The organism is Paenibacillus dendritiformis, assembly GCF_945605565.1.
Lineage (GTDB): Bacteria > Bacillota > Bacilli > Paenibacillales > Paenibacillaceae > Paenibacillus_B > Paenibacillus_B dendritiformis_A.
This window is the reverse complement of the sequence record NZ_OX216966.1, coordinates 6,036,954-6,060,497: the sequence shown is the minus strand read 5'-3', so window position 1 is coordinate 6,060,497 and position 23,544 is coordinate 6,036,954. Positions and strand designations below refer to the sequence as shown.

Annotated in this window: 22 protein-coding genes, 2 pseudogenes and 1 riboswitch; of the genes and pseudogenes, 4 read left to right on the top strand and 20 right to left on the bottom strand. The window is 57.0% G+C overall.

The window, feature by feature from the left end; all coding sequences use genetic code 11:
- Positions 1–64 precede the first annotated feature (64 nt).
- Both NNL35_RS27255 and NNL35_RS27250 read right to left on the bottom strand, forming a co-directional pair.
- Positions 65–967: an ABC transporter permease gene (locus tag NNL35_RS27255; RefSeq protein ID WP_006676554.1), complete on the bottom strand. Its 903-nt coding sequence runs from the start codon at positions 965–967 to the stop codon at positions 65–67.
- Positions 968–981: 14 nt separating this feature from the next.
- Positions 982–1,887, bottom strand: coding sequence for an ABC transporter permease subunit (locus tag NNL35_RS27250; protein ID WP_006676555.1), 906 nt, complete (start codon positions 1,885–1,887; stop codon positions 982–984).
- A gap of 278 nt (positions 1,888–2,165) precedes the next feature.
- Between NNL35_RS27250 and NNL35_RS27245 the strand changes: the two genes are divergently transcribed.
- Both NNL35_RS27245 and NNL35_RS27240 read left to right on the top strand, forming a co-directional pair.
- Entirely contained in the window at positions 2,166–2,897 is a 732-nt protein-coding gene (locus NNL35_RS27245; RefSeq protein WP_050979395.1) for an RNA polymerase sigma factor, read from the top strand.
- A gap of 20 nt (positions 2,898–2,917) precedes the next feature.
- Positions 2,918–3,907 (top strand): hypothetical protein, encoded by a 990-nt coding sequence (locus tag NNL35_RS27240; RefSeq protein WP_040731000.1) that lies wholly within the window; start codon positions 2,918–2,920, stop codon positions 3,905–3,907.
- Here NNL35_RS27240 and NNL35_RS27235 read toward each other — a convergent pair.
- From NNL35_RS27235 to NNL35_RS27215, 5 genes are all read right to left on the bottom strand, one after another.
- A complete protein-coding gene (locus NNL35_RS27235) occupies positions 3,904–4,269 on the bottom strand; it encodes a DUF4363 family protein (protein WP_006676556.1) in 366 nt (121 codons plus the stop codon). The two genes, NNL35_RS27240 and NNL35_RS27235, sit on opposite strands and share 4 nt — an antisense overlap.
- A 26-nt stretch (positions 4,270–4,295) precedes the next feature.
- A complete protein-coding gene (locus tag NNL35_RS27230) occupies positions 4,296–5,012 on the bottom strand; it encodes a DUF421 domain-containing protein (protein WP_050979396.1) in 717 nt (238 codons plus the stop codon).
- A 122-nt stretch (positions 5,013–5,134) separates the two neighbouring features.
- Positions 5,135–5,878 (bottom strand): CPBP family intramembrane glutamic endopeptidase, encoded by a 744-nt coding sequence (locus NNL35_RS27225; protein WP_006676558.1) that lies wholly within the window; start codon positions 5,876–5,878, stop codon positions 5,135–5,137.
- Positions 5,875–6,405, bottom strand: coding sequence for a PadR family transcriptional regulator (locus NNL35_RS27220; RefSeq protein ID WP_006676559.1), 531 nt, complete (start codon positions 6,403–6,405; stop codon positions 5,875–5,877). Before NNL35_RS27220 ends, NNL35_RS27225 begins: the two co-directional genes overlap by 4 nt.
- Positions 6,406–6,563: 158 nt before the next feature.
- Entirely contained in the window at positions 6,564–7,184 is a 621-nt protein-coding gene (locus NNL35_RS27215) for a flavin reductase family protein (RefSeq protein WP_006676560.1), read from the bottom strand.
- 95 nt (positions 7,185–7,279) lie between these two features.
- Between NNL35_RS27215 and NNL35_RS27210 the strand changes: the two genes are divergently transcribed.
- A complete protein-coding gene (locus tag NNL35_RS27210) occupies positions 7,280–7,990 on the top strand; it encodes an ArsR/SmtB family transcription factor (protein ID WP_040731007.1) in 711 nt (236 codons plus the stop codon).
- A gap of 59 nt (positions 7,991–8,049) precedes the next feature.
- On the opposite strand, the gene NNL35_RS27205 is transcribed toward NNL35_RS27210, so the two are convergent.
- Positions 8,050–8,814, bottom strand: a complete 765-nt coding sequence (locus NNL35_RS27205; RefSeq protein ID WP_006676562.1) for a class I SAM-dependent methyltransferase — start codon at positions 8,812–8,814, stop codon at positions 8,050–8,052.
- A gap of 438 nt (positions 8,815–9,252) precedes the next feature.
- On the opposite strand from NNL35_RS27205, the gene NNL35_RS27200 reads away from it, so the two are divergent.
- A complete protein-coding gene (locus tag NNL35_RS27200; protein WP_006676563.1) occupies positions 9,253–10,002 on the top strand; it encodes a class I SAM-dependent methyltransferase in 750 nt (249 codons plus the stop codon).
- Here the strand turns inward: NNL35_RS27200 and NNL35_RS27195 are convergent.
- The 12 genes and pseudogenes from NNL35_RS27195 to NNL35_RS27145 form a co-directional block, all read right to left on the bottom strand.
- A complete protein-coding gene (locus NNL35_RS27195; protein WP_254553920.1) occupies positions 9,999–10,328 on the bottom strand; it encodes a hypothetical protein in 330 nt (109 codons plus the stop codon). The genes NNL35_RS27200 and NNL35_RS27195 overlap by 4 nt on opposite strands.
- A gap of 242 nt (positions 10,329–10,570) precedes the next feature.
- Positions 10,571–11,308 (bottom strand): MBL fold metallo-hydrolase, encoded by a 738-nt coding sequence (locus NNL35_RS27190; protein WP_006676564.1) that lies wholly within the window; start codon positions 11,306–11,308, stop codon positions 10,571–10,573.
- 183 nt (positions 11,309–11,491) lie between these two features.
- Complete coding sequence (locus NNL35_RS30840) at positions 11,492–12,448, bottom strand: ABC-F family ATP-binding cassette domain-containing protein (RefSeq protein WP_476703981.1); 957 nt, start codon at positions 12,446–12,448, stop codon at positions 11,492–11,494.
- 24 nt (positions 12,449–12,472) lie between these two features.
- Positions 12,473–13,030 (bottom strand): annotated as a pseudogene (locus NNL35_RS30835) (ATP-binding cassette domain-containing protein); the annotation flags it as partial.
- 281 nt (positions 13,031–13,311) lie between these two features.
- On the bottom strand, positions 13,312–14,856 hold the full coding sequence (locus NNL35_RS27180; RefSeq protein ID WP_006676566.1) for an MFS transporter: 1,545 nt from the start codon (positions 14,854–14,856) through the stop codon (positions 13,312–13,314).
- A gap of 95 nt (positions 14,857–14,951) precedes the next feature.
- Positions 14,952–15,734, bottom strand: a complete 783-nt coding sequence (locus tag NNL35_RS27175) for a TrmB family transcriptional regulator (RefSeq protein WP_006676567.1) — start codon at positions 15,732–15,734, stop codon at positions 14,952–14,954.
- A 131-nt stretch (positions 15,735–15,865) separates the two neighbouring features.
- Entirely contained in the window at positions 15,866–16,927 is a 1,062-nt protein-coding gene (locus NNL35_RS27170) for a DUF2332 domain-containing protein (RefSeq protein ID WP_050979397.1), read from the bottom strand.
- 112 nt (positions 16,928–17,039) lie between these two features.
- Positions 17,040–18,143, bottom strand: a complete 1,104-nt coding sequence (locus NNL35_RS27165) for an iron-containing alcohol dehydrogenase family protein (RefSeq protein ID WP_006676569.1) — start codon at positions 18,141–18,143, stop codon at positions 17,040–17,042.
- 26 nt (positions 18,144–18,169) lie between these two features.
- Entirely contained in the window at positions 18,170–19,009 is an 840-nt protein-coding gene (locus NNL35_RS27160; protein WP_006676570.1) for a MetQ/NlpA family ABC transporter substrate-binding protein, read from the bottom strand.
- Between the two features lie 43 nt (positions 19,010–19,052).
- Positions 19,053–19,712: a methionine ABC transporter permease gene (locus tag NNL35_RS27155; RefSeq protein ID WP_006676571.1), complete on the bottom strand. Its 660-nt coding sequence runs from the start codon at positions 19,710–19,712 to the stop codon at positions 19,053–19,055.
- Between the two features lies 1 nt (position 19,713).
- Positions 19,714–20,717, bottom strand: a pseudogene (locus NNL35_RS27150) (methionine ABC transporter ATP-binding protein).
- A 115-nt stretch (positions 20,718–20,832) separates the two neighbouring features.
- Positions 20,833–20,943: riboswitch (SAM riboswitch) on the bottom strand.
- A gap of 71 nt (positions 20,944–21,014) precedes the next feature.
- A complete protein-coding gene (locus NNL35_RS27145; RefSeq protein WP_006676573.1) occupies positions 21,015–23,369 on the bottom strand; it encodes a S9 family peptidase in 2,355 nt (784 codons plus the stop codon).
- Positions 23,370–23,544: the final 175 nt, after the last annotated feature.

The window sequence follows — 23,544 nt, the reverse complement described above, 5'->3', positions numbered from 1 at the left end:
GAGGGCAGACGCCAAGCCGCAGCCGGCAGGCTGCGCTGGTATCTGCCCTCAAGCTATGAGCGGGTTACAGCAATACGTTCATGCGGCGGTTGAAATGGCGGCGCAGCCCCTCACCCAAAATATTGAAGGTGAGAATGGCGAAGGCGATCGCGGCCGCCGGATAGAAAATGAAGCCGAATTTGTTCACATAGATTTCGGCCCGGTGCTCAGCGAGCAGCGAGGCCCAGTCCAGGCTGGTGTTCAAAAACTTCGGCGTGAAATAATTGACCTCGATCCATTGATGGGTCAGGAAGATGCTCAATACGCCCATCTGGCCGATAATCAGCATCACTTTGCCCATATCGAGACAGAAGTTGACAATCAATTCAGGAAGGATCGCCGGCATATAGTAGCTTTTGGACATCCGCCAGGGACTCAAACCAAGACTGTTGCCCGCCTCGACATACAGCTCCCGCGACAACTTATGCGTATGCTCCTGAACGATATGGGCGACGCGGCCCGCCTCGATGACGGCCACGAAAAAGATGACCCACCACAGCCGATTGCCCGAGTTTTGGATAAAAGGGACGCTCACCAACAGCACCGCCGAAAAGATCGACGGCAAAAAAGAGAATACCTGATTCAAGCTGTTTACGATAAAATGCGCGATTCCTTTTTTGCGCCGCGCCATCAGCCCAAGGGGGATCGCAATCAAATAGCGCACCGTCGTAATCGTCAATACGATGAGAATGGTCGATTTCGTGCCGAGAATCAGCTTGCTCAGCAGGTCGACGCCGCTCTTGTCCGAGCCTAGCGGATTGAGCGCCGAAGGCGGATAAGGCGGCAGCTGCAGCCGGTTATTCTCGTTGAAGCGGTGCTTCACTTCTTGCAATTCTTTGTCGACAAAGGGAAGCTCGGGGCCGAAAAACATAAAGAATACGAGTATGGCCAGCATCGCGGCTCCGATCCACAATGTAATATTTTTCATGTCGTTCTCCTTCCTTACCTCGCTTCGAAATGTCTTCTTGCCGCCAGACTGATCCATTGGACGATAAGCACCATGATCATGAAGAAGAAGGCGATGCCGATGATGACACCGGGCTCATAATTGGGGCCGGTTCCGAAGTTCACGCTGTAATCGATGGCAAGAAATAATCGATAGGCCGCTCCCGGGAAGTTCGTGAAGTACTCGACCATCAGCAGATTGGACAATACATAGACGAAGAGGGAGGAGAGATGTGTCAATATCGTGCCGAAGCTGTTATAGAAGACATGCTTGTAAAAAATGAGACGCTGGGTCAAGCCTTTGGCACGGGCTACCATTATGTACATTTTGCCGTCCTGATCCGCGATGGAAGCGCTCGTGATGCGTGCGATATACATCGTCGGATATATCGATACCAGCACGGCAGCCAGAAGAAAGGAATACCATTGATCCGGCGAGAAAATTCGGATAAACGGCAGATAGCGGATGACATACCACTGGATCAGCAGCAGCACCAGAAAATCGGGCAGCGATTGAAAAAGCCAGGTCGTCCAGTTGCCGAAGAAGCTCCACTTCGTCCGTGACAGCTTGTAGTCCATAATTCCCTTCAGCACGCCGAGTCCGAAGCTAAGAATAAGCGCCGTGACGATGACGGCAAGGCTTTTGGCCACGGAAGTCAGCACGACTGTTACGATCGGCAGGTTGTAGCGATCGATGCCGAGGCTTCCCTTCTCGATGAGATTGGCAAAAAAGCCTTTGATATTGTTCCCGTACTTTGCCCAACTAAAGTCATAGTTGACGTTCATCCGGTAACTATCCATTTGGATATCGAGGTCGCGCGGGAACAATACGATGAGGACAACCATCAGCATGGCAAAGAAGCTGATGATTAACGTTCGCAGAAATTGTGCTCGAAAACTCATCATTTCCTCCTAATATTCACCTATTTCACCTTATGTTAGTGATATCATACACGGGTCAATTCGTCTACATTTTTATTCATAAATCTGCAAATTCAGTACATTATCTGTCGATTGCTGCTGTTTTTTTATTTAAAATGAAGAGAAGAAGAGGCTGTTCCATAGTAATTTTCATATATTTTGATTTCGGCCGGTAAGATTTTCGGGCCGGGCGGCATCTTGTATAAGTGGCTCTTACGGAGTGCGGCTGTCTTGGTTCCTGAGGAGGAGGGGAAGCGTATATGCATAGGGCGGAGTGGAGGCCGGATGCCGGAATGGATGAGGAGGAAGCGGAGCGTCCGCAACGCGACGAGGAGCTGGTAGAGGCCGCCCGCGCGGGCAGCCGGGAAGCGTTCGGCGAATTGGTGCGGCGGCACCGGGAGCGGGCGCTGGGATGGGCCTGCTCCATGGCCCGCGATGACCAATTGGCGGAGGATATCGTGCAGGAAGCGCTGCTGAATGCGTTCCTGCGGCTGGAGACGCTGCTGGAAGCGTCCCGCTTCCAATATTGGCTGCAGCGCATCGTGCGCAATCAGGCCAATATGAAGCTGCGGCGGGGAGGCCCATATGGCAAAGAACGGCCCTGGTCGAGCTTGGCCCCAAGGCGGCCCGCGGAGGATTCGGAACTGGACCGGGTGCTGCACCGGCTCTGCACCGCGCCCCCGCGCGAGATGCAGGACCCGCAGGCGTGGCTGCTTCGGCGCGAGCTGATGGAGCAGATCCGGGAGCTGCTGTCCTGCTTGACGGCCAGGGAAAGACAAATGTTCGAAGCGCATGTGTTCCGCCAGCTTCCGCCATCCGAGATCGCCCGCTTGTTCGATACAAGTCCCGGTTCGGTCTATACGGCACTGTCCCGATCGCGGACCAAAGTGCAGCGCGAGCGCATCCGGGTTTATTTTCGAGACTATGCCTCCGAGAAGAAGCAGGCCGGACGGCAGACGCGCCGCGTATTGGCCACGCCACTGCGAATATAATCCGAGGGGAGCACGGAAAAATGACCACAACTTGCAACGATTGGACGATGACATGGACCTCCGCCGCGCAGGCGATCTATGCGCTGCTGCCGTACACCGACAAGAAGGAGCACTATACACTGACCGATGTCATGGGGGTGTCGGGACATGCCTTCCGCATTAATATTCATCCGGGGGATGTGAACGCGGCCGGTCCCACGATGTTCGATCCCGAACAGCTGCTGGAGGATGGCCTTCATCTGTTGGGCTTCGCGACGGAGCCGCTGCACGGCTTCTCTACGCCCGCAACGCCCGAGCAGCTAAGGGAAGCGATCGAGTTCGCCCAAGCGAGCATCGATCGGGGGTTGCCGGTTATCGGTTGGAGTCTGTTCGTGCCGGAGTTCGGGCTGATCTACGGCTATGACGATGAGAAGCAGGAGCTGTACTGCCGCGATCCGCGGCAGGATGGGGCGCTTCCTTACACGAAGCTGAACGAGCTGCCGATGAAGTTCGTCTATATGCTGCGGGTTACGGACAGTCATGACGTCGATCCGCTGGAGGCGTGGACGAAGGGACTGCGGTCGATAATTGAATTCGCGCGGGGACAGGCGCCGTCCTTGTCGGCGGAATACAAGCACGGCCTGGCGGGCTATGACGCCTGGATGGAGGCCTTCCGCCACCGGACCGTTGATCCGTTCGGCAATGCGTATAATACGGCGGTCGTCTGCTGCGCCCGCGAGTTCGGGGTTCGCTTCCTGGAGTCGTTCCCGGAACGATGGACGGGGGATTCCGAGCGGGAGGAAGCGCTCCGCCGGCTTGGCGCAGAAGCGGCGAAGCATTATGGAGCCGTGGCGGAAGCGCTCCGCGGGCTGCAGCGGCTGTTCCCCTTCCCGCAGGGCGGAGAGCCTAACGATCCGGCCAGCGCAAGCGAGGCGGAGGCTCTCCTGAAGGCCGCCAAGGCAGCGGAGGAGCAAGGGGTCGCGGCGCTGGAGCGGATGTATGAAGCATTGACGCGGGAGTGCGTGAGTTAGCGTCCGAGATTGTCCCATAGCTCGTAGAAAAAATAAACTTCTTCCATGACCGCGGCATCGTCCTTGGCTACGATTCCTCCCCGGATGCGGCTGAGGATGCCGGAAATATCGTACATGTATTCGCGTTCGACGCTGTATTGAATCCGATTGACAATACGTCTCCATGCATTGGAGGCGTATTCGACTTTGTCCTTGGCCTGCTTCCAATTCTTCTTCTCAATATGCTGTTCTATGGACTGGACCGCTTCAAGAAGCCGGTCCTCTTTGCCCAGCGGCTGCTTCAAAAAATTGCCCGAGCCGAGGACGGCGCCGAAAAATACGAGAAGAAGAGCGGCCAAGGCCAACATCAGCCATTTTCTCATTTGCATGCTGCTCACCTCGCTATGAACTATTCGCGGTTATCCGTTTCATTGGACAGATTATCTTTGTACAAGTCAACATATAGCGTGTCGTCTGGCAGGATGGCGGCAAAGCTGACTTGCTTGATATTTTCGACCCCTTGCTTCTTGAGTTCATGATGAAGCCATTTCGTCGTCTTATTCCTCCGTTGGAGGTTATTGGTCAAAATTTTGCCTTCATGCACGACGTCCGTCATCATGCGGGCAGGCGTGACCGTCCGATTCAGATCTTTCGGCGTCAACGGCTGCTCTTCGGATTTGAGCAAGACGGAGAGTCCCCCGTTCGGCTCCAGGATAGCGTATTCGACCTTGGTGATATCGAATGTATCTTTCTCGCGCAGCAGCATCATGATTTCATCGAAGCGGATACGCATTTTCTTTAAGTTCTGTTCTAAAATTTTGCCATGCTGAATCACTACGGTCGGTTCGGAATCTATCACTTTGGAGAAAAATCGGCTTTTCAATGTCCAAATCTGGAATAGAAACGTAATGATTACGAACACGGTAAGTCCGATAAAATGCAGCCAGCCCTTCGATGACAGATCGGTCGCCAACGTCCCTGCCAATGACCCGATCGTGATGCCGTTAATGTAGTCGAAGTAGGAGAGGGACCCCATTTGCTGCTTGCCTAATAGCCGTGTATAGATCACGAGGCTGAAGAAGGCGATTATGGATCGAACGATGACGACCCAGGTTTCCTCCATCATGTACTTATCCCAGCCTTTCCCGATTTTTGAATTAGTCTTCCCGGGAGGGACAGGAATATGTAAAAAACCGCATAAATACGGAGAAGACCGTGTCCATGCGGAGGTTGTTCGGGCGATGAGGTTCAGAGCGAAGCGGTTGTCTTGGGGGCGGAAGTTCTTGCACTGATCAGCAGCCAGACACAATGCGCGCCCAGTACGAGGAAAACGAGGGAAGCATGGATTAGGTTGCTCTCGTTCCCGATGAACTCAATAAAGTTATGAACGAAGTGAAACAGAATCAACGGATAGATATTGTGATGCTTCACCATCAGCAGGGCGAGCACGAAGCCGACCAGCAGCGCATAGACCAACTGCTTAACGGTGTCCGCCGCATTCTGTCCCGACAGCATATTGATCATATGGGTCAAGGAGAAGAGAACGCTGGATGTGATCACGGCTGCGGCGGCGTTTTTGCGGATAAGGGTCCTCAGAATCAATCCTCTGTATATCATCTCCTCCACGAAGGCGATGAGCAGCGTGAAGAGCAGGAAAAAGCCGGCTTCGGATAGCGAAATGTCATGAAAGTTTTTGATGCTGAGAATGACAAGCACGACAAGCAAAGGGACGTAGTCGATCCAGTCTCGGGCATGAAGAGTGGAGGGCGAGCGGAACCCGTAGTGCGCCCATCTCTTTTTGATTGTCATGTAACAGAGCAGCGCAAGCGCAATCGGAATGAAGGCGATCATCACCGCTGATGTATAAGGAAGCTGCTTGATCGTGGCATACGCTCCGGCGGCGAAGACGACAAGCAATGATAGCAGCTGCACCAACACGACCGTCAATACCGGGCGCTTCTTCGAAAATGATTCTGTGTCTGGTAAAGTCATGGTTTCATTTCCCCCCGCTGCTTAATGACTTGCATCCACTTCTTCTCCATTCCGAAATAATGCAATCCATAGGTGAGCACGGACACGCGGTAATAGTAGGTCTCCGGGTGTTCAATCTGCTCCAGTTCCCCCGCTACAATCTCCTGCACGCCCTGAAGCCGCCTCATCTCGGATTCAAGCTTGTTCTCGTACTCGGCCAGGCGCGCTAGCCGCGTGTCTTCATCCAAGTAATCGTAAAAGAAAATGCGAAGCAGCACTTCATTGCGGGAGACGGGAAGCGGCTCGGTCAGCCAGTTCACAAACTGTTCCTTCTCTGCGGGAAGCAGCGTATATTCTTTTTTGTTCCTGCCGCCTTCGGCCTCGGCTGCCGACAGGAGCCCCTTATCCGCCAACCGCTTCAACGCGGGATAGAGGCTGCCGTAGCTCGCCCGGTAGAACAGGCCAACCGAGCTGTCAATGGTCTTCTTCATCTCATATCCGCTCATCGGGCCTTCCATCAGAAGGCCCAAAATAATATATTCCAGCATCTGCCGACATCCCTTCGCCATGCACAATAATATATCGAGTAGATATATCGTATCGATACATTAATCATACTTGATGTCGGCCGGTTGTCGACAGAAAGATCCGCAAGGCTGTCCGTGCCTTCATCGTTGTTCCAAGACGCCGGCTCGGTCGGTTCCGCTTAGGTCTCCGACTTGAACGTCTTGCCCAGCGCAGGGCCAAGACCGAAGTAGTGGCGGAAATTATAAATGAGGGGGCTCCACTGATTCGGGTTGATATGATGCTCTCCGATAATCATCTCCTCGTGAGCATGCACCTGAATCGCCTGCGTCTCGACGATGGCGAACGGCAGCGCGCTGTCCGAGATCCGAATATGCCGGATTTGAGCCTCGATCTGAAGCGGGCACTCCGCAATTCGTGTCGGCTGCACGGCCATTGAAGGAACGGGAGTCAACCCGCTCAGTTCGAACTTGTCTTTGTGATACGTGAATCCCATCTGTTTCTTAAAGTCAGGGACAGGGCTTCGCCCGGTGTAAGGAGCCAGTTTCTCGACCTGCTTCCACAGATCCGGACCGGGGACATTGATGACGCACTCGGGATGACGCTGCACATTCTCGAGCGCCTTCGATCCGGGACCGATTCCCAAGACAATCGAATCTCCCAAGGCCCAGGACGAGGACATCGGGCTAATATTGACCGTTCCGTCTTCATTCAATGTGTTCAGCAAGATGACAGGCATCCCGTAATATAAAATTTTCGGGCGGATAACTTTGGTCTTGGCGACAGATTTCGCTTGGTTCATGTTTGTATTCTCCTTTGGCTTTGTCATTCGTATTTATTGTAAAATAGCAATATTTCAATTATCATCGAAATATGGAATGCAAAGGGGAGATCATTGTGAAAGCCAATGCGAACGTCGCTATCATCGCTTCGCTTGTCAGCGAGCCGTCGCGGGCGGCCATATTGACCGCGCTGCTGGACGGCCGCTTCCATCCCGCGAGCGAACTGGCCTATATGGCGGGCATTAAGCCGCAGACGGCCAGCTTCCACCTGGCCAAGCTGTCGGAAGCGGATGTCGTCCGTGTAGAGAAGCATGGGCGGCACCGTTATTACGGCATCCGGAATCAAGAAGTGGCCCATGTTATGGAGACGATGCTGTCTATCGCCCCGCCTCCTGTCATTTCGTCTCTCAAGCAATCGGTGGAGGACAAGGCGGTTCGGTATGCAAGAACCTGCTATGATCACCTGGCCGGATTTGCAGGGGTACAGGTAACGGAGGGGCTGCTGGCGAGAGGGCTCCTGATTAAGGGAGAGAAGGAATTCGCCGTTACGGCTAACGGCGAGCAATTTTTGGCGGATGTGGGCATCGATCTGGGGCGAACCCGGGCCAAGCGGCGCTCTTTCAGCCATTGCTGTCTCGATTGGAGCGAGCGGCGCCATCATCTGGCGGGCGCGCTGGGCCATGCCCTTCTGGATAAATGGTTAGAGCTTCGCTGGATTCAACGTCTGACGGGGACAAGGGCCGTCACGGTTACGGCGGCCGGCAAGCAAGGCTTCAAGGATCTATTCGGGATGGATTTGGAGCGGGAGCCAGGATCGGATTCGTAAAAAAGGGCCAGCCAGATATTCTGGCTGGCCTTGTGTGATGCGCCACTGTTGCGGCCGGACTAGGACAACGCTTTGGCTACCAAGTAGAACCGGTGCTGCGTCACCTCGAAATAGCCTTGCCGCTCAATAAGCTGATGAATGCCGTTAAGCTCTTCTCTATATTTTTCCACCTCAAAATCGGGGATCTGCCACGGAATGGCCTTCAAATAGTAGACTAGCGCGCCGACATCATAGAAGCGTTGGCTCAGGAATTGCTCCGCTTGCTTCACGACCTCGAAGCGATGCTCCTGCGCTTCCCGCGCGGCGATGTCTAGCTTCCATTCCGCAAATTCTTCATTCAGCGGCACTCTGAACCGTTCGTTGATCTCGAAGCAATCGCTGCCGCCCGCTTGCTGGGTGAAGAAGAAGCCGCCATCGGCGAGTACCCGCCGCACCTCCCGCGGCGAATAGGATTCGTGCTGGTTCAGCACGAGGTCGAATTGGCCGGTCTCGAAGGGGAGATGCTCGTCATCCTCCACCGGGAGGACCGTCACGCCCAGCGGCTCCAACCGTTCCTTGGCGACGGGCAGATTCGGCGGATAGCCTTCCGTGGCGCAGACGGATTTCGGCCATGGTCTCAGTCTTGATAGAAGCTCGCCGCCGCCGGTTCCCATATCCAGCATCGATTGCGCGCCCTGCATTAGCGGAATGGCCATGCTGCCGTACGACCAGTCCAAGCAGTCGCTGCTCATGCGGCCCGTTCCGGAAATATACGAGAAATCCCATCCCGAGAACGGCTGATTCGCTTGTTCTATCCACCATTGAAATTGCTTGTCTTTTGTCATCATATCCAGGTCCCTCCAGTTCGTTATTCCGCAAATCGAATGTCACTCTATACGGATACGATCCGGCGGACCTCGGGCATAAGGGCAAGGTTGTTAGGTCTCGTGCTCGATTGATCGCATGGACGTTCTCCTTTCCATTGGTAGGTTGGGCTTTAATGAACCCCTCTTGATTGAATACCTCTTGAATGTATCCTCTTGATGATGCCGCTTGATAATGTCGCTTGTTGAAGTGCTTACGGAATGCGTATAATTTGATTATATCTTTCCAACGGGGTGATGGGAATGCCGTTTCGAATCGTTCGAGGTAGATAGTCTCCGGGCTGGGTTAATACGCGTGCCAGCCATCAAGGGATCAGTCTGCCCTTGGGACCCGGAACCGGAGCGATTGGAGCAGAGCATTTACCTGTCAGGCGATATCCATTGGAAGGAGAATGAACGATGATTGCATTTGATGAAAAAGCTTTTTATGACCGGATTGGAGCGATCAACGGCTGGGATTTCCGGTCTGTGCGTTCGGTCACCGAAGGCACGGCTTGGGATTATGGTGCGAAGGTAACGGAATTATGCAAGCCGGCCGATGTGCTGCTTGATATCGGCACCGGCGGAGGAGAGGCGTTATTGCCGCTGGCGGAAGCCGTGAGGCTGGCCATCGGGATCGACCGTTCGCCGGACATGATTGAGACAGCTCGGCGTCATGCGGCCCGCTCGTCCGCGTGCCATGTCCGCTTTGCATGCATGGATGCGGAAGAGTTGACGTTCCCTGACGGGCTGTTCGACGCCGTCATTTGCCGCCATGCTCCATTCCACGCCGGGGAAGTGGCCCGGGTGCTGACGGAAGGCGGCGTATTCGTCACGCAGCAGGTGAGCGAGCGCGACAAATGGAATGTGAAGGAGGCGTTCGGACGCGGCCAGGCCTATGGCGAGCCGAACGGAACGCTGATGTGCCGCTGCGCCGAGCAGTTGAAGGAGGCAGGCTTCACCGAGATTCATTGTGAGGAATACGATGCGGTCGAATATATGCGGGCGGCAGAGGATCTGCTGTTCCTGCTGAAGCATACCCCGATCATCCCCTGCTTCGGAGAAGTCGAAGGGGATGCCGAACGTTTCGAGCGGTTCGTCGCGTTGAACCGGACGGAGCGGGGCATTCAGACCAATTCGGCGCGCTTCCTCATCATAGCCCGCCGTTAGAAGCCGGGCGCAAGCAACAAGCAAGAGGGTGTCTCATAGGCATTGCATAATGATTGAGGTAACGGGTCAACAGAGAATGTGGATGCGGGAAAACGGCGGCGGGCAAAGCGACAGAAGATGGATGAGGCAGTGAAATCCTGCGTTAATACAGCAATTTTCGTTATTTGAGGCGCTATTTGATGAAGTTCCTGCAAAAGTACATTATTTTCATCGCTTTTTGTCTTTGATCTATTGAATAGTCTGAAATTGATGCCGTTTTGCAGGAACTCCTGTAACGGTGTACACGTCACCATGGAAAACTGCATATTCACAGTTTTTTCAGCCACTTCGCTGTGAGAAGTAAGGTGAGCTGTCTCGCTGCAGCTAAAAACTGCTTATGAGACAGCCCCTTTTAACATGGGGATGTGATGCCATTCTAACGATGGTTGTCCAGTCTTCCGAGCAGGTTGTATGAGGGCGCGGCTACCCATGTTTCATACGGGACGAATATACTCCATAACATCCCCTCCATTATGAAATGATCATCGTCCGGCCGAAGCATTGAATTCCGCCCGGAATTCGTTCCTGCTCAAGACGTATAGGCATGAACGAGCTGCCGGAGCGCCTGCTGGGCATCGCCGCGGAATAGGCCCCCATGGTAGCAAATGATTCGCTCAATGTCGTAGTCGAGCAGGCGCTGGACGGAGCGGACGGCCTCCTTCAAATCCCACGCATGCTGGGGATTGGCGATATTCAATTGTCCGTCTTCGATGACGACAGCGTCTCCCGCGATGAGCGTCTTGCTCGCGGGCAGATACAGCGAGATATGTCCGGACGTGTGCCCGGGGGTATGGACAATGTCGATGCCGCCGCACCAGGGCAGCCGTTCTCCGTGGGCCGCCGCCCGATCGACCTGGGCCGGCTCGATCGACTGCAGGAAGCGAATGAACTGCTCCGCATCCGGCTTGGCTTCCTCCAGCAAGTCGTCGATCGTGGATTCTGCCTGCTGCTGTCGCAGCGGCTTGCGCTCGCCTTCGATGTACGGCTGTTCCAGCTCATGCGCGACGATTCTGATGCGCGGGTATGCCCGCTTCAATGCGGCCAGCGAGCCGATGTGGTCCATATCGTGATGGGTCACGATCAAGGCCGTCATCGAATCGAGACGGATTCCCTCCCGGTTGGCCGCTTCTTCAAGCAGATGCGTGAAATCCGGATACCCGCAGTCGACGAGTATCGTATCGTTCCCATCCTGAAGCAGGACCGGGGTGATGGCCTGCTGCTGTCCATTATATTCAAACTCGATCTCAAGCAGATATAAATGATTCATATCGATTATTGATTCTCCTATTCAACCACCGGTTGCATGGCAAGCGGTTGACGTTATCGTTTATTTTCGCTGCCTGCTGCCGGCCCCGTTAACGAAGGATTCGGCAGCGGGCAAGCCGGCTGAGGGGACAAAGGGCCCCGGCCCGGTCTGTAACGCGCAAAACTATGGCCGGCGCCCCTCGTGTTATTTCTTCGTCCACTCCTGCACATTCCATACTTGGGTGACCCAATCCTCGTAGAAGTCCGGCTCATGGGAGACGAGCAGGATCGTGCCGGCATATTTCTGCAGCGCGTCCTGAAAGGCCTCCTTCGCCCGGACGTCGAGATGGCTGGTCGGCTCATCCAGCACGAGCACATTGCTGTCGGTCAGCATCAGCTCGCACAGCCGAACCTTGGCTTGCTCCCCGCCGCTCAGGAGACGGATCGCCTTCCGGATATGCTTCTCGGTCAGCCCGGACTGGGCGAGCAGGCGCCGGAAGTCCTTCAGCGTCATATCCGGGCGCAATGCAGATAAATGTTCCAGCGGGCTATGATCGGGAGGCTGCTCCTCTTGGGCGAAATAGGCCGTCTTGACGCGATCGCCGAATTGCACCTTGCCGCCCAGCGCCGGAATAAGGCCGAGCAAGGTCTTGAGCATCGTCGACTTGCCGATCCCGTTGTAGCCGACGATGGCGATCTTCTCCCCGCGCTTCACCGTCAGATCGACGGGAGCGAACAACGGCTCGCGATAGCCGATCTGAAGCCGTCTTGCTTCGATGACCGTGCCCGCCGGATCGGCGTGCACCCGGAAGGCGAAGCGCGGCTGCGGCCCGGAGGACGGTCTGTCGATCCGCTCCATCCGCTCCAGCATTTTTTCCCGGCTCTTGGCCTGCTTCGCCTTGCGGATGCGGTTCTTCTGAATGAAGTCCTCCAGCCGCTCGATCTCCCGCTGCTGTCGCGCATAAGCGGCCTGCAGCTGCTCTTTGTTCAATTCATAGCTGCGCTTGAACTGCTCGTAATTGCCGGGGTAACGCCGAATCGACTGGTGCTCCAAATGAAAAATCGTCGTCGTGATCGCATTCAAAAACCGCTCGTCATGGGAGACGGCGAGGTAGGCCTGCTCATACCGGGTCAAATATCCGGTAAGCCACTCGATATGCACGTCATCCAAATAGTTGGTCGGCTCATCGAGCAGCAGGACATCCGGTTGCTCCAGCAGCAGCTTGCCCAAGAGCAGCTTCGTGCGCTGGCCGCCGCTCAGCTCGCTCACGTCGCGATCCGGGCCAAGCGCGAGAATGCCCAGTCCGGCAGCGACCTCCTCGATCTTCGTATCAATCAGATAGAAGCCGGAATGCTCCAGCTGCTGCTGCAGCTCGCCGTAGCGAGTCAACAAGGAATCGAGATCGTCCCCGGCCTCGGCCATCCGGGCCGCGAGCTGATTCATGCGGGCCTCCATCGCATATAGCTCCGCATAAGCGCTGCGCAAATACTCGATAATGGTCATTCCCGCCTGCAGATCGATATGCTGCTGCAGGTATCCGGCGCGGATGCCCGGCAGCCAATCGACGGTGCCGCGATCGGGAAGCAGCTCGCCCGACAGGATGCGGAGCAGCGTGGACTTGCCCGCGCCGTTGCCGCCGACCAGTCCGGCATGCTCTCCCCGCACGAGGCGGAAGCTAATATTGTGAAATACGTTCTTGTCCCCGTACGTATGGGACAGTTGTTCAACCGTGACAATGCTCATATCGGTTCTCTCCTTTATTCGCTTCAAGATAGGAAGCCAACCGGGAGAACAGCAAAATAAAGACAGTCTTCAATTGTATCGGCAAGCGAAAAAAATATACAAAAAATGGGTAAGGCGAACGCGCACCTTACCCATACAGATCGATATGCATGAAAGGAAATCGGTTCTTTATCTTCTGTTCTTCGGTTGGCTTAGAGCTAAAAATGGGCAGATCTATCCCGTCTTAAGCCAAATCCCGTTGAAGAACAGTCGATAAATGCAACATTTTCCTTTCCACCTCATTACAAAGTTAATTCCTTACAGTGTGAAGTATACGCATCAACGCGTCTATATGTCAAGTCATGCCAAGCCGCCATTACGTAGAATGGGTCTCCGGCTTGCGCTCGCTGGGCCCGGCGCAGCCCGGTCACGAGCAGCAGCGTTACGAGCGCCAGCCCGAGGCTGCAGAGCAGCGCCGCCTGGAAAGAGGCGAGATACGGGACGATCGCATCTGCTCCCCCGCTTCCTGCTTCGTGCCGGCTGAGCGCCGAGAAGAAGAGGGTGCCGATGACAGCGACGCCGAGCGCGTTCGCGGTCTGCATGCAGGTGCTCAGTATGCCGGAAGCGGAGCCGGCATGCTCCGGGCGGACGGCGGACATAATCGTCCCCATCAGGGGAGCGCCGACCAGCCCTTGGCCGAACCCGACGAGCAGGAACGGAACGATCAACTGCTGCCAGTACAGTTCGGCGCCCCCCGCCATCGTCACGAGGAGCACGGCCGCATAGCCGGCCATCAGAGCGAGAGCGCCCCAGGCCAGAACCGGCCGCCCGTCTCGCGCCCAACGGGGGCCCCATAGCGACCCGAGGAAGAAGGCGGCGCCGATCGGAACAAAGGCGAGCGCCGAATCCATCGCGGCCAGCGCCAAGCCGTCCTGCAGCGTCAGCGAGACGACGAGGAAGAAGCCGCTGTTCCCGATTTGATACGCCAATATCGCGAGCACGCCCAGGGTGAAGGCACGCCCGGCGAACAGGCCAGGGGGAATCAGCGGATGACGCCCGCGCTTGGCCAGTCCCGCTTCGTGAACCATCAGCAGGAGCAGACTGAGCGCCGCTCCGGCGAAGCTGATGAATACCCACAGCGGCCAGCCGGCTTCCCGCCCGATGACCAAGGGATAGATCAAGAGGAGCAGGCTGCAGGTCAGGATCGCAATGCCGGTCACGTCCATGCTCTTCTGCTCCTCCGCCCGCGTATCCCGCACCAGCGGAATTATGCACAGCACCGCTGCGATTCCGATAGGGAGGTTGATGAGAAAGACGGAACGCCATCCCAATCCCCAGCCGTTCCAATGTAAAATGATGCCGCCGATAATCTGTCCGGCGATAAGTCCCAGTCCGCTGACCGCGCCGTAGAACCCGATCGCCTTGCCCTTCTCCTCGGGCGGGAAAATAACTTGAATGATCGTCAGCACCTGAGGAATCAGCATGGCGGCCCCGACACCCTGGAGTACCCGGGCGAAGATAAGGAACGCCGCGCTGGTCGCCATGCCGCACAGTCCCGAGGCGGCGGTGAAGACAAGCATGCCGGCAATGAACATCTTTTTGCGGCCGAAGCGATCCCCGAGCCGGGCGCCGGGAATGAGGAGCACGGCGTAGGACAGCACATAGGCTGCGACGATGAACTGTACTTGCGCAGCGTTGGCCTGAAGCTGGCTCTGAATCGTCGGGATTGCGACATTGACGATGAACGAGTCCAAGATAACCATAAACGTGCCGAGCAATAAGACGGCCAGGGCCCACCAGCGTCTGACATCGAATGCCGGGGATGCCTGTGCATACACTTTGTTCATAGTAAGTTCTCCTTGTGTCAGATTGTTTTTTATTTTAGAGGTATTTATAAATACTACTACAATTTCTCCAAAAAAAGAGGAAATACTCCGTAAAATTAATCTAAGTATTTCCGGTAAGGGTGAATAATGTCATCGTAATGATCGCCGTAGCGTTCAGTGAACATGCGGCCGAAGTCCTGCTCGACCCGCTCCATAATGACGTCGTGGTAGAACCCGTTCAGCAGCAGCTCGACGACGGCGGGATGATTCGTCTCCAGGGCGGACAGCTTGACGGTGCTGCCGAAGCTGCCGAGCAGAGCGGAACGGGAATCGCATAGAATCGAGAACTTTCGCGCTTCCGACGCGTCCCAGGCCTCGCTCCGGTGATGGAACAGAACGCGGTTCAGGCGGACGGCGCATTCCCCGATCACGATCAGCGTCACGAAGACGCCTCTTCGCTCCGCCTCCAGCAGCGGTTCCTCGACCCAATGGACATCTTCGGCCCATATGTCGACGACGATGCTCTTGTCCGCATTGGCCGCGAGGCGCCGGATGGCGGTGCGAATGGCGTTGTCGCCCTGCCAATTGTAGAAGGACGCCGCCGATTGCGGCGGAGACTTCAGTTGCTTCACCAGCGTGCGGGCGGTCTGCTCGAAATCGGATTGAAGCATGCGGACGAGCTGCTCGATCGGGACGGCATCGTACAGGACGGGGTCGGCTTCGATCGCCCGGCATACTCCTTTGTCCGTCAAGGAGCGCAGGGCGGCGTACACGTTGGTGCGGGAGACGGAGACCTTTTTGGCCACTTCATATCCTGAAATATTCGGCTCCGCATGCAGCGCCAGATAGCATCTTGCTTCCAGCTCGGACAGGCCCAGCTTGCGCAATTCCTCGATCATCGGATGGCAACCTCCTCTCGATAAGGACGTTCAAGGCGAGGAGAGCTCCTCCTTGAATGGCATCCTTTAGTCTTATTTAGAAATACTACTATACGATTGGACGGCAGTCAAGAAGGGCGCTGCTCGGTTTTTTATATGCCGGGATCGATCCAGCGGAACCATCGCCCGTGTCCTTCGGTCTCGGCAAGCACCGTTCTGCGCTCAACCCCGCCGATATATTTATCCAGATGCAGATTCGCGTCCCACATATTGTTGTACAGGTGGAACAGATCGCGTCTGCTGCCCATCTCCCTGATTTGCTGCTCCAGGCGCCGCTTCGCTTCCGGCGGCATCTGATTGGCGACATGGGTATGGAAGACGCAGATGGCCGCGTCGTCGGGAATGCCGGCCGCGAGACTCGGGAGCAGCTCGATCCCGTCTCCCTCGATCAGTTTCACCGGCTGTCCGGTCAGGCAGCGGGCCGCATCGTCGAACAGCGCGACTCTGTCCCGGTGTCCGGGCCAGATCAAAGCCCGCAGCCATCGGTGGTCTTCCGGATCGGACAGCCGGTTGATATGCAGATCGACGCCGATCCTGGCGGTAACAGGGGGACTGTGCGGCAGCAGCGGCGGGGCAGTGTCTCCGCCTCCGATGATGGCCGCCGCGATCCGGACCTCTCCGGCCGGGTTGCCGTACACGTCTCCGGATCCGTAGGAGTACCCGTACTGATCCCATATCAGCTGCAGTCCCGCGCTCGTGCCGATCTCGATCAGCGCCAACGGTTTGCGTATGTTCTCGTAGATGAGGCAGAAGCTCGGGTACAGATAGGCGCAGCGCCTGACCTCGTTCGTCTGTACGATCTTGGTCTTCAGGAGCGGCACGATACCGTCAGCGTATGTGAGGCAGAAATCCTTGAACGGCGGGAACGATTGCCGGATGTCTCCCGGCTCCTCGACGAGTCCGTCATAGTAGCGGCGCAGCTCGTGATCGGCGCCGGAGAGCAGCAAGTATTGAACCGCGCCGAAGAGCAGGTTCGGCACCGGCTGACCCGGTCTTGCATGCGAGGCGACCCGGAGCAATTCATCATCGGCGGCGATGCGCAGCGCCAGATGCTCGTACAGATCACAGGAGCCTGCGCATTCTTGACGCGCAAAGCGTGCGAAACGGTCGGACAAGCTTGCGTTAACCAAATCAACCCCTCCTTTTTCCACCATTTTACAACGAGCGGGTGATAAGTGATATTTCTAATTTTTTGTCGAGGCGATTAAGAAAAGTGATTGCCGAGGCAGAGAAAGAGCGGGAGCATGCGCCCCCGCCCTCCAATCGCTATGATGTTCCGGCGGTCACGGCTTCCAACTGCAGCATCGCCTGCCGCACATCGTCCGCCGTCACCTTCCGGTTCATCAGATGAATCGACTCCTGCGGAAGGACCGATGCGGCGGCGACGCGGTCCAGCGTCTCGCGATCCGAGGCGGACAGCCCGAGATCGGACAGGCAGCGGGGAAGCCCCATATCCCGGTAGAACGGCAGCAGCCGCTCGACTTCGCCGAGCTTGCCCTCCAGCGCGAGCTGGACAAGGATGCCATAGGCGACCTTGTCCCCGTGCAGAAGGTGATGCGTCGCCGGGGCTGCCGTCAACCCGTTATGGATCGAATGGGCTCCAGCGATCCGTCCCGCATGGTCGCCGAAGCCGCCGACGGTGCCGCCCGTCATGATGATCGTCTCCACGGCGAGCGTGAACGCGTCCGTCAATTGCTGCCGCTCGGCATCCCGCACGCTCTGCAGGCCGTGCTCCAGCAGAGCGGTCTGGCACAGGCGGGCGGTGAGATGAGCGATCTGCACCGCCGCGGGCGGCCGGCTCCACTGACGGACGAGCACGTCGGCCTCGTACCATTTCGCGAGCGTGTCGGCGATGCCGGCCCGCAGGTAAGCGGCCGGCGCGCTCAGGGCGATTCGCGGATCGACCAGCACCATGAGCGGGCTCTTCGGATGAAGCGTATAATGCGTGAAGCGGCCCTGTTCATCGTAGAACACGCTGAGCGGCGTCCAGGCCGCGCAGTTCGAGGCGAGCGTCGGCACGAGTACCGTGTCGAGTCCGGCTTCGATGCCTGCGGCCTTGACGAGGTCCATCACTTTGCCGCCGCCGAGCCCGAGCAGTATATCGGCCTGCGCCGCCCGCGCTTCGCGGGCGATCCGGCCAGCCTCCGCCAGCGTGCACTCGCCGCGGTACGCCAGCGGCAGAAGCGTCAGCTCCGTCTGCTGCGGCCAATACGGAGCCGCGGCTTCCCAGGAGCGCTCGCCGTGCACGACGCACACCCGGCGGCAGCCGTACGGCTGGAGCAGAGACTCCAGCTTCTCCAAGATGCCGGCTTCGCAGCGGTAGATGGCGGGAGCCCCTCTGACGATCAGCGGCTGATCGAGCGTTGTCATTTCCTATCCCTCCCCACGGTTTGGACTTATTTCCGGTTCAGCATCCACTCCGGCTTGCCGAAGCCCTGGAACTGCTCATCGATAATCTGCTCGAATTCCGGCGACTCGACCGCTTCCTTCAGATCCTTCGCGAAGGCCTTGTCCTTGTCGGCCGTGTTGATGACGACCCGGTTGCGGTAGTCGTCCGGCATATTTTCCAACTGCAGCGCATCGAGCAAATTCATCTTGGCCGCGAGGGCGAAGTTGCCCGGCACGAGGGAGATATCGGCGCTGTCGACGGCGCGCGGCAGCTGGCCGGCTTCGATCGGCTGCAGCACGAGCTGCTTCGGATTGTTCTTGACGTCCTTCTCCGAGACGCGCAGCGGATCGATGTCATCCTTCATCGTCAGCAGGCCGGCGTCCTGGAGCAGCCCCAGCGAACGGGCCAGATTGGTCGGATCATTGGCCAGAGCGACGGTGCTGCCGTCGGCGATCTCGTCGACTGACTTGTACTTCGAGGAGTAGATGCCCATCGGCGCCGTCGGCACGACGATGAGATCGGTCAGTTCCAGCTTGTTTTCCTTGGCGAAGTTATCCATATAGATTTTATGCTGGAACAGGTTCGCGTCCAGATCGCCGTTGGAGAGCGCCAGATTCGGCTGCACATAATCCCCGAATTCGACGATTTCGATCGTGTAGCCTTTTTTCTCCATGATCGGCTTGATCGCCTTCGTCAGCATATCGCTGTATGGGCCGGCGGTGGCCCCGAACTTTAAGGTTTTGCTCTCTTCCTGCTTCGCAGTGTCCCCGTTGGAGGACGAATCGCCGCAGGCGGCCAGCAGGCCGAACGTCAGGATGAGCGAGAGAAGAATGGCTGTCTTTTTCATGATGATACCCTCCATATATGTGAAATGATGTTGTAACCTCGCGTTAGCGCTTGTCTACCTTCTTGGCCAGGAAATCGCCGCCATATTGAATGAGCTGCACGAGGCAGATCAGGACGATGACAGTGGTGAACATGACCGTGTTGTCATAGCGGTAATAGCCGAACCGGATCGCCAGATCGCCGATGCCGCCTCCGCCGACCGTCCCGGCCATGGCCGAGTAGGCCACGAGACTGATGGCGGTAATGTTGATCCCCTGCACGATGCCGGGCTTCGCTTCGGGAAGCAGCACATCCTTGATAATCATCCAGGGCGTGGCTCCGATCGACACCGCCGCTTCGATGACGCCCTTGTCGATCTCGCGCAGCGCGGTCTCGACGAGCCGGGCGAAGAACGGGATGGCGGCTACCGACAAGGAGACGGATGCGGCCGTCGGACCGATCGTAGTGCCGGCAATAAGCTTCGTTACCGGGAGCAGCGTCACGAGCAGAATGATGAAAGGAACCGATCGGATCATGTTGACGATGAAGCCGAGGATGACGCGGGTGAGGCGATTCTCCAGGAACAGTCCTTTATCCGTTACAAATAATATTATTCCAATAGGAAGACCCAGAATTAAAGCGACAACTAATGAGATGCCCACCATATACAAGGTCTGAAAAAACGCCTTGTACAGATCGGGCAAGATCTGTATGAGGGAGTCCATCTTATCTGATTACCTCCAGTCGGTGCGTTCGTGATGCGATATAATCCATGGCCCGTTGCACTTCGGACGGATTGCCGTTCAGCTCCAGGATGAGGATGCCGAGAGGCGTATCATGGATATATTCGATTTTGCCATGCAGGATGTTGCCTTGGACGTCGAATCTCTTGAGCATATCGGTAATGACGGCTTCCTCCGCCTGCGGCGCGACGAAGTGAATCTTGACGACGGTGCCGGCGCTGTTCCGGAGCAAGCGGTCGGGCAGCTCGAATTGGAACAGGCTGCTGATGAAGGAATGGGTCATCGGATGCTTCGGATCCGAAAAGATATCATAGACAGGCCCCTCCTCGACGACGCGGCCGTTCTGCATGACGGCCATCCGATCGCAGATTGCCTTGACGACTTCCATCTCATGGGTAATCAGCACGATCGTCAGCTTCCATTCGCGATTGATCTTCTGCAGCAGGTCGAGAATGGACTGGGTCGTCTCCGGGTCCAGTGCCGATGTCGCCTCATCGCAGAGGAGCACATGCGGATCGTTCGCGAGCGCCCTGGCGATGCCCACCCGCTGCTTCTGGCCGCCGCTCAGCTGCGACGGATAGACGTCGAACTTGTCGGACAAGCCGACCATCTCCAGCAGCTCGGTCACGCGCGCTTCGATGTCCGCCTTGGATGTCCGGTTCGCCTTGAGCGCGAAGGCGATGTTCTCATACACCGTCTTGGATCGAATCAGGTGAAAATGTTGAAAGATCATGCCGATCTTCAACCGGGCCTGCCGCAGCTGCTCGCCCTGCAGCTTGGTCAGATCGACGCCGTCGACGAGGATGCGGCCCGAAGTCGGCTCCTCCAGCAGGTTGATGCAGCGCAGCAGGGAGCTTTTGCCCGCTCCGCTTCGCCCGATGATGCCGTAAATGTCGCCTTTCTCTATATGCAGCGAGACACTATCGACACCGACGACCTTCCCGTCTTGCTTCGGTACTCCTTGACGAGATTCCTTAGCTCTATCATCTCTCTCACACTCCAACATTCATGCTGTATTGTCTCGCCCGGCCGGCTTCTAATCTACGGAATGAAAAAAAGCCTCTTTCATGAGAGAAAGAGGCTGCATTGCATCGCTAGGAACCACTTATCTCTCAGAATGCTGTGCATTCTGTAGGATTTAGCACCTTTTACCATAATGGGTAAGGTTGCCGGACGTCATAGGGCCTATTCCCTCAGTCACTCTTGATAAGGTCAAGAAAATGAAATTGTCTTGTGAGAATCATACACAGGATTGCTGCGGTTGTCAATTTAATTTTCATTGGATTAGTCGGGAATGGACAGAGCGGCCTCTGCGGGCAAGTGCTGCGCCTTCGGCGCAATCTCATACTGGGCGGGCGGTTCGGCTCCCAGCAGATGCTTCACGAAATAGTCCCATTTCCGCCGGATGAAATAGCGGTTCATTTGAATGCTATGGCCGACGTTCGGCATGATGAGCAGATCGAAATCCTTGTTCGCCCGGATCAGCGCGTCGACGAGCTGCATCGTATGCGCCATATGAACGTTGTCATCCATATCGCCGTGCGCGAGCAGCAGCTTGCCCTTCAGATTGGCCGCCAGCTGGGCATTGTCCTGACGGGCATACCGATCGGGATGTTCCTTGTCGGCCAGCCCCTGGAAGCGATCGCCCCATGCCGTAATGTAGGCCCGCTGGTTGTGATTGCCGGCCCCCGAGACGGCGACGGAATAGACATCGGGATAGGCAAGGATCGCCCGGGCCGCGCCGTAGCCGCCTCCGGACACGCCCCAGATGCCGACGCGCTTCGGATCGATGAACGGGAATTGTTCGGCCAGCTGCGGGATGGCGGCGGCATGATCCGCCAATCCGGCCGCATGCTCCAGCCTGCCGTCGGACGCGTCATGGAACGCCTTGGAGCGGTAAGGCGTGCCCGTTCCGTCCATCACGATGGTTGCGAACCCGAGCTGGGCGAACGATTGGGCCCCGCCGGAGAAATCGATAGCGGACTCCCAGAGGAATGATTTCGGCGTATTGAGAAGCTGAGGCCCGCCATAGAAATAGTCAATCAGCGGATACTTCCGCCCCGGCTCGCAGGATGCGGGAGGGACCAGAATGCCGTACAGATCCGTAACTCCATCCGCCGCCTTGACCGTGAACCGTTCCGGGAGCTGATAACCTTGCTCCAGCAGCAGCTCGATATCGGCCCGCTCCAGTTCCCGGACAAGGCTGCCGTCGTTGTGGCGCAGCACGGACACCGGGGGCAGATCGACGCGCGAATACGTGTCCGTGAAGCAGCTCAGATCCGGAGCGAAGGCGATCTTATGATCCGCATCCTCCGGCGTCAGCAGCGTCAAGCCCGTCCCGTCGAGTCGGATGCGGTACAGGTGCTGGTAATACGGATCGCGCCCCGGTTCGCGGCCGCTGGCCGTAAAATAGACCCATTGCTGCCGCTCATCCACGGCTGCCAGCCGCCGGACGTTCCACTGGCCGGACGTCATCTGCCGGATGATCTGTCCCGAGCGGCTGTCGAACAGATACAGATGAGCGTATCCGTCGCGCTCCGAGAGCCAGAGGGCCGTATCGTCGTGAAGCAGGCGGAAGTTCGGATCCGGCCGTAAGTATAAGTCCAGATTGCCGAAATGATACAGATCGATGAACAGGAACGTATCGCTCTGTTCCTCGACGGCGATTCGCGCCGATCCCGTCTCCGCATCGGCGGCAATCAGCTTGGCCGAACGGTAATCGCGGGCCATGGACAGATAGCAGATCTGCTTGCTGTCTTTGCTCCAGCCGGCCTGCGGCGCCATCGGACTGAAGGGAGTGTCGGAACCCAGGATCATCCGGGGCGCCTCTACGGTGATGCTGTCCTGCCGCTCTATATCGCAGATGACGATGTCGGCCAGCGGAACATGGGGATCGCCCGGACAAGCATAGCGTATCGCATGCCGGACAGGCCGCAGGTCCCCGCTTGTCGCAGGGGGCACGTGTTGAAGCAGATGAAGCTCGCGGAGCGAACGCTGATCGAGCCGCATCGTCATGAGCTTCGTGGAGTCGGGCGACCATAAGGCGGCCGGGAATGACTTGCCCTCGGGGCGAAGATTCAGGTTCATCGCCTCCACACTGCCTGCATAATCATAATAAGGCTCGCCGCCGAAGGTGAGCTGCCGCACTTCCCCGCTCTCGAGATGGCGGACGAACAGATTATGCTTCTCGGCGTAGGCGCCCCACTGCCCGTCGGGAGAGGGCAGTTCGTACGGCTCTGGCCGCGGCCGGGCCGGAAGGCGGGTGCTCCGGTAGCTGGACAGATCGCATTCCCAGCGCTCCCCGTCCATATCGAAGCGGATGAGATGGCAGGACTCGGGCAGCTCCAGCCGCTCCAGCTTCAAATGATGGCGATCCAGCGTCCGGTCAAGCTCCTGGCTAAGGGAAGAAGCAAGGCGTTCATGATCGAAGGCCGGCTTCGAGGTGTTCGTCTCGGGATCGACGAGGATGTACTCGGTTCCCTTCTTACTGCCAAGCCGCACGTCGCGGCGGTACCAGAACCGGTTCCCGCTGGCAAGCCAGTTCGGAACGGCGCGGCCGTTGAACACATGCTGTTGCCATTCGGTGTTCAGCAGTCTCGCGGCACGATCATACTGCTCGCGGGATATCATGTTACTCATATCGGCATTCCTCCTGATCAGTTCGATGTATGCACCTTCATCCTAAGCAACGAATATGAACGGAGTATGAATTCCGAATGGGGAAGGATGGCCTGGCGGAAATTTGGCTAAAGTTCGTTTTCAATTCGATATGAAACGATAGGTTTTACAAATGTTCATTCTGTGCGGAGCGATG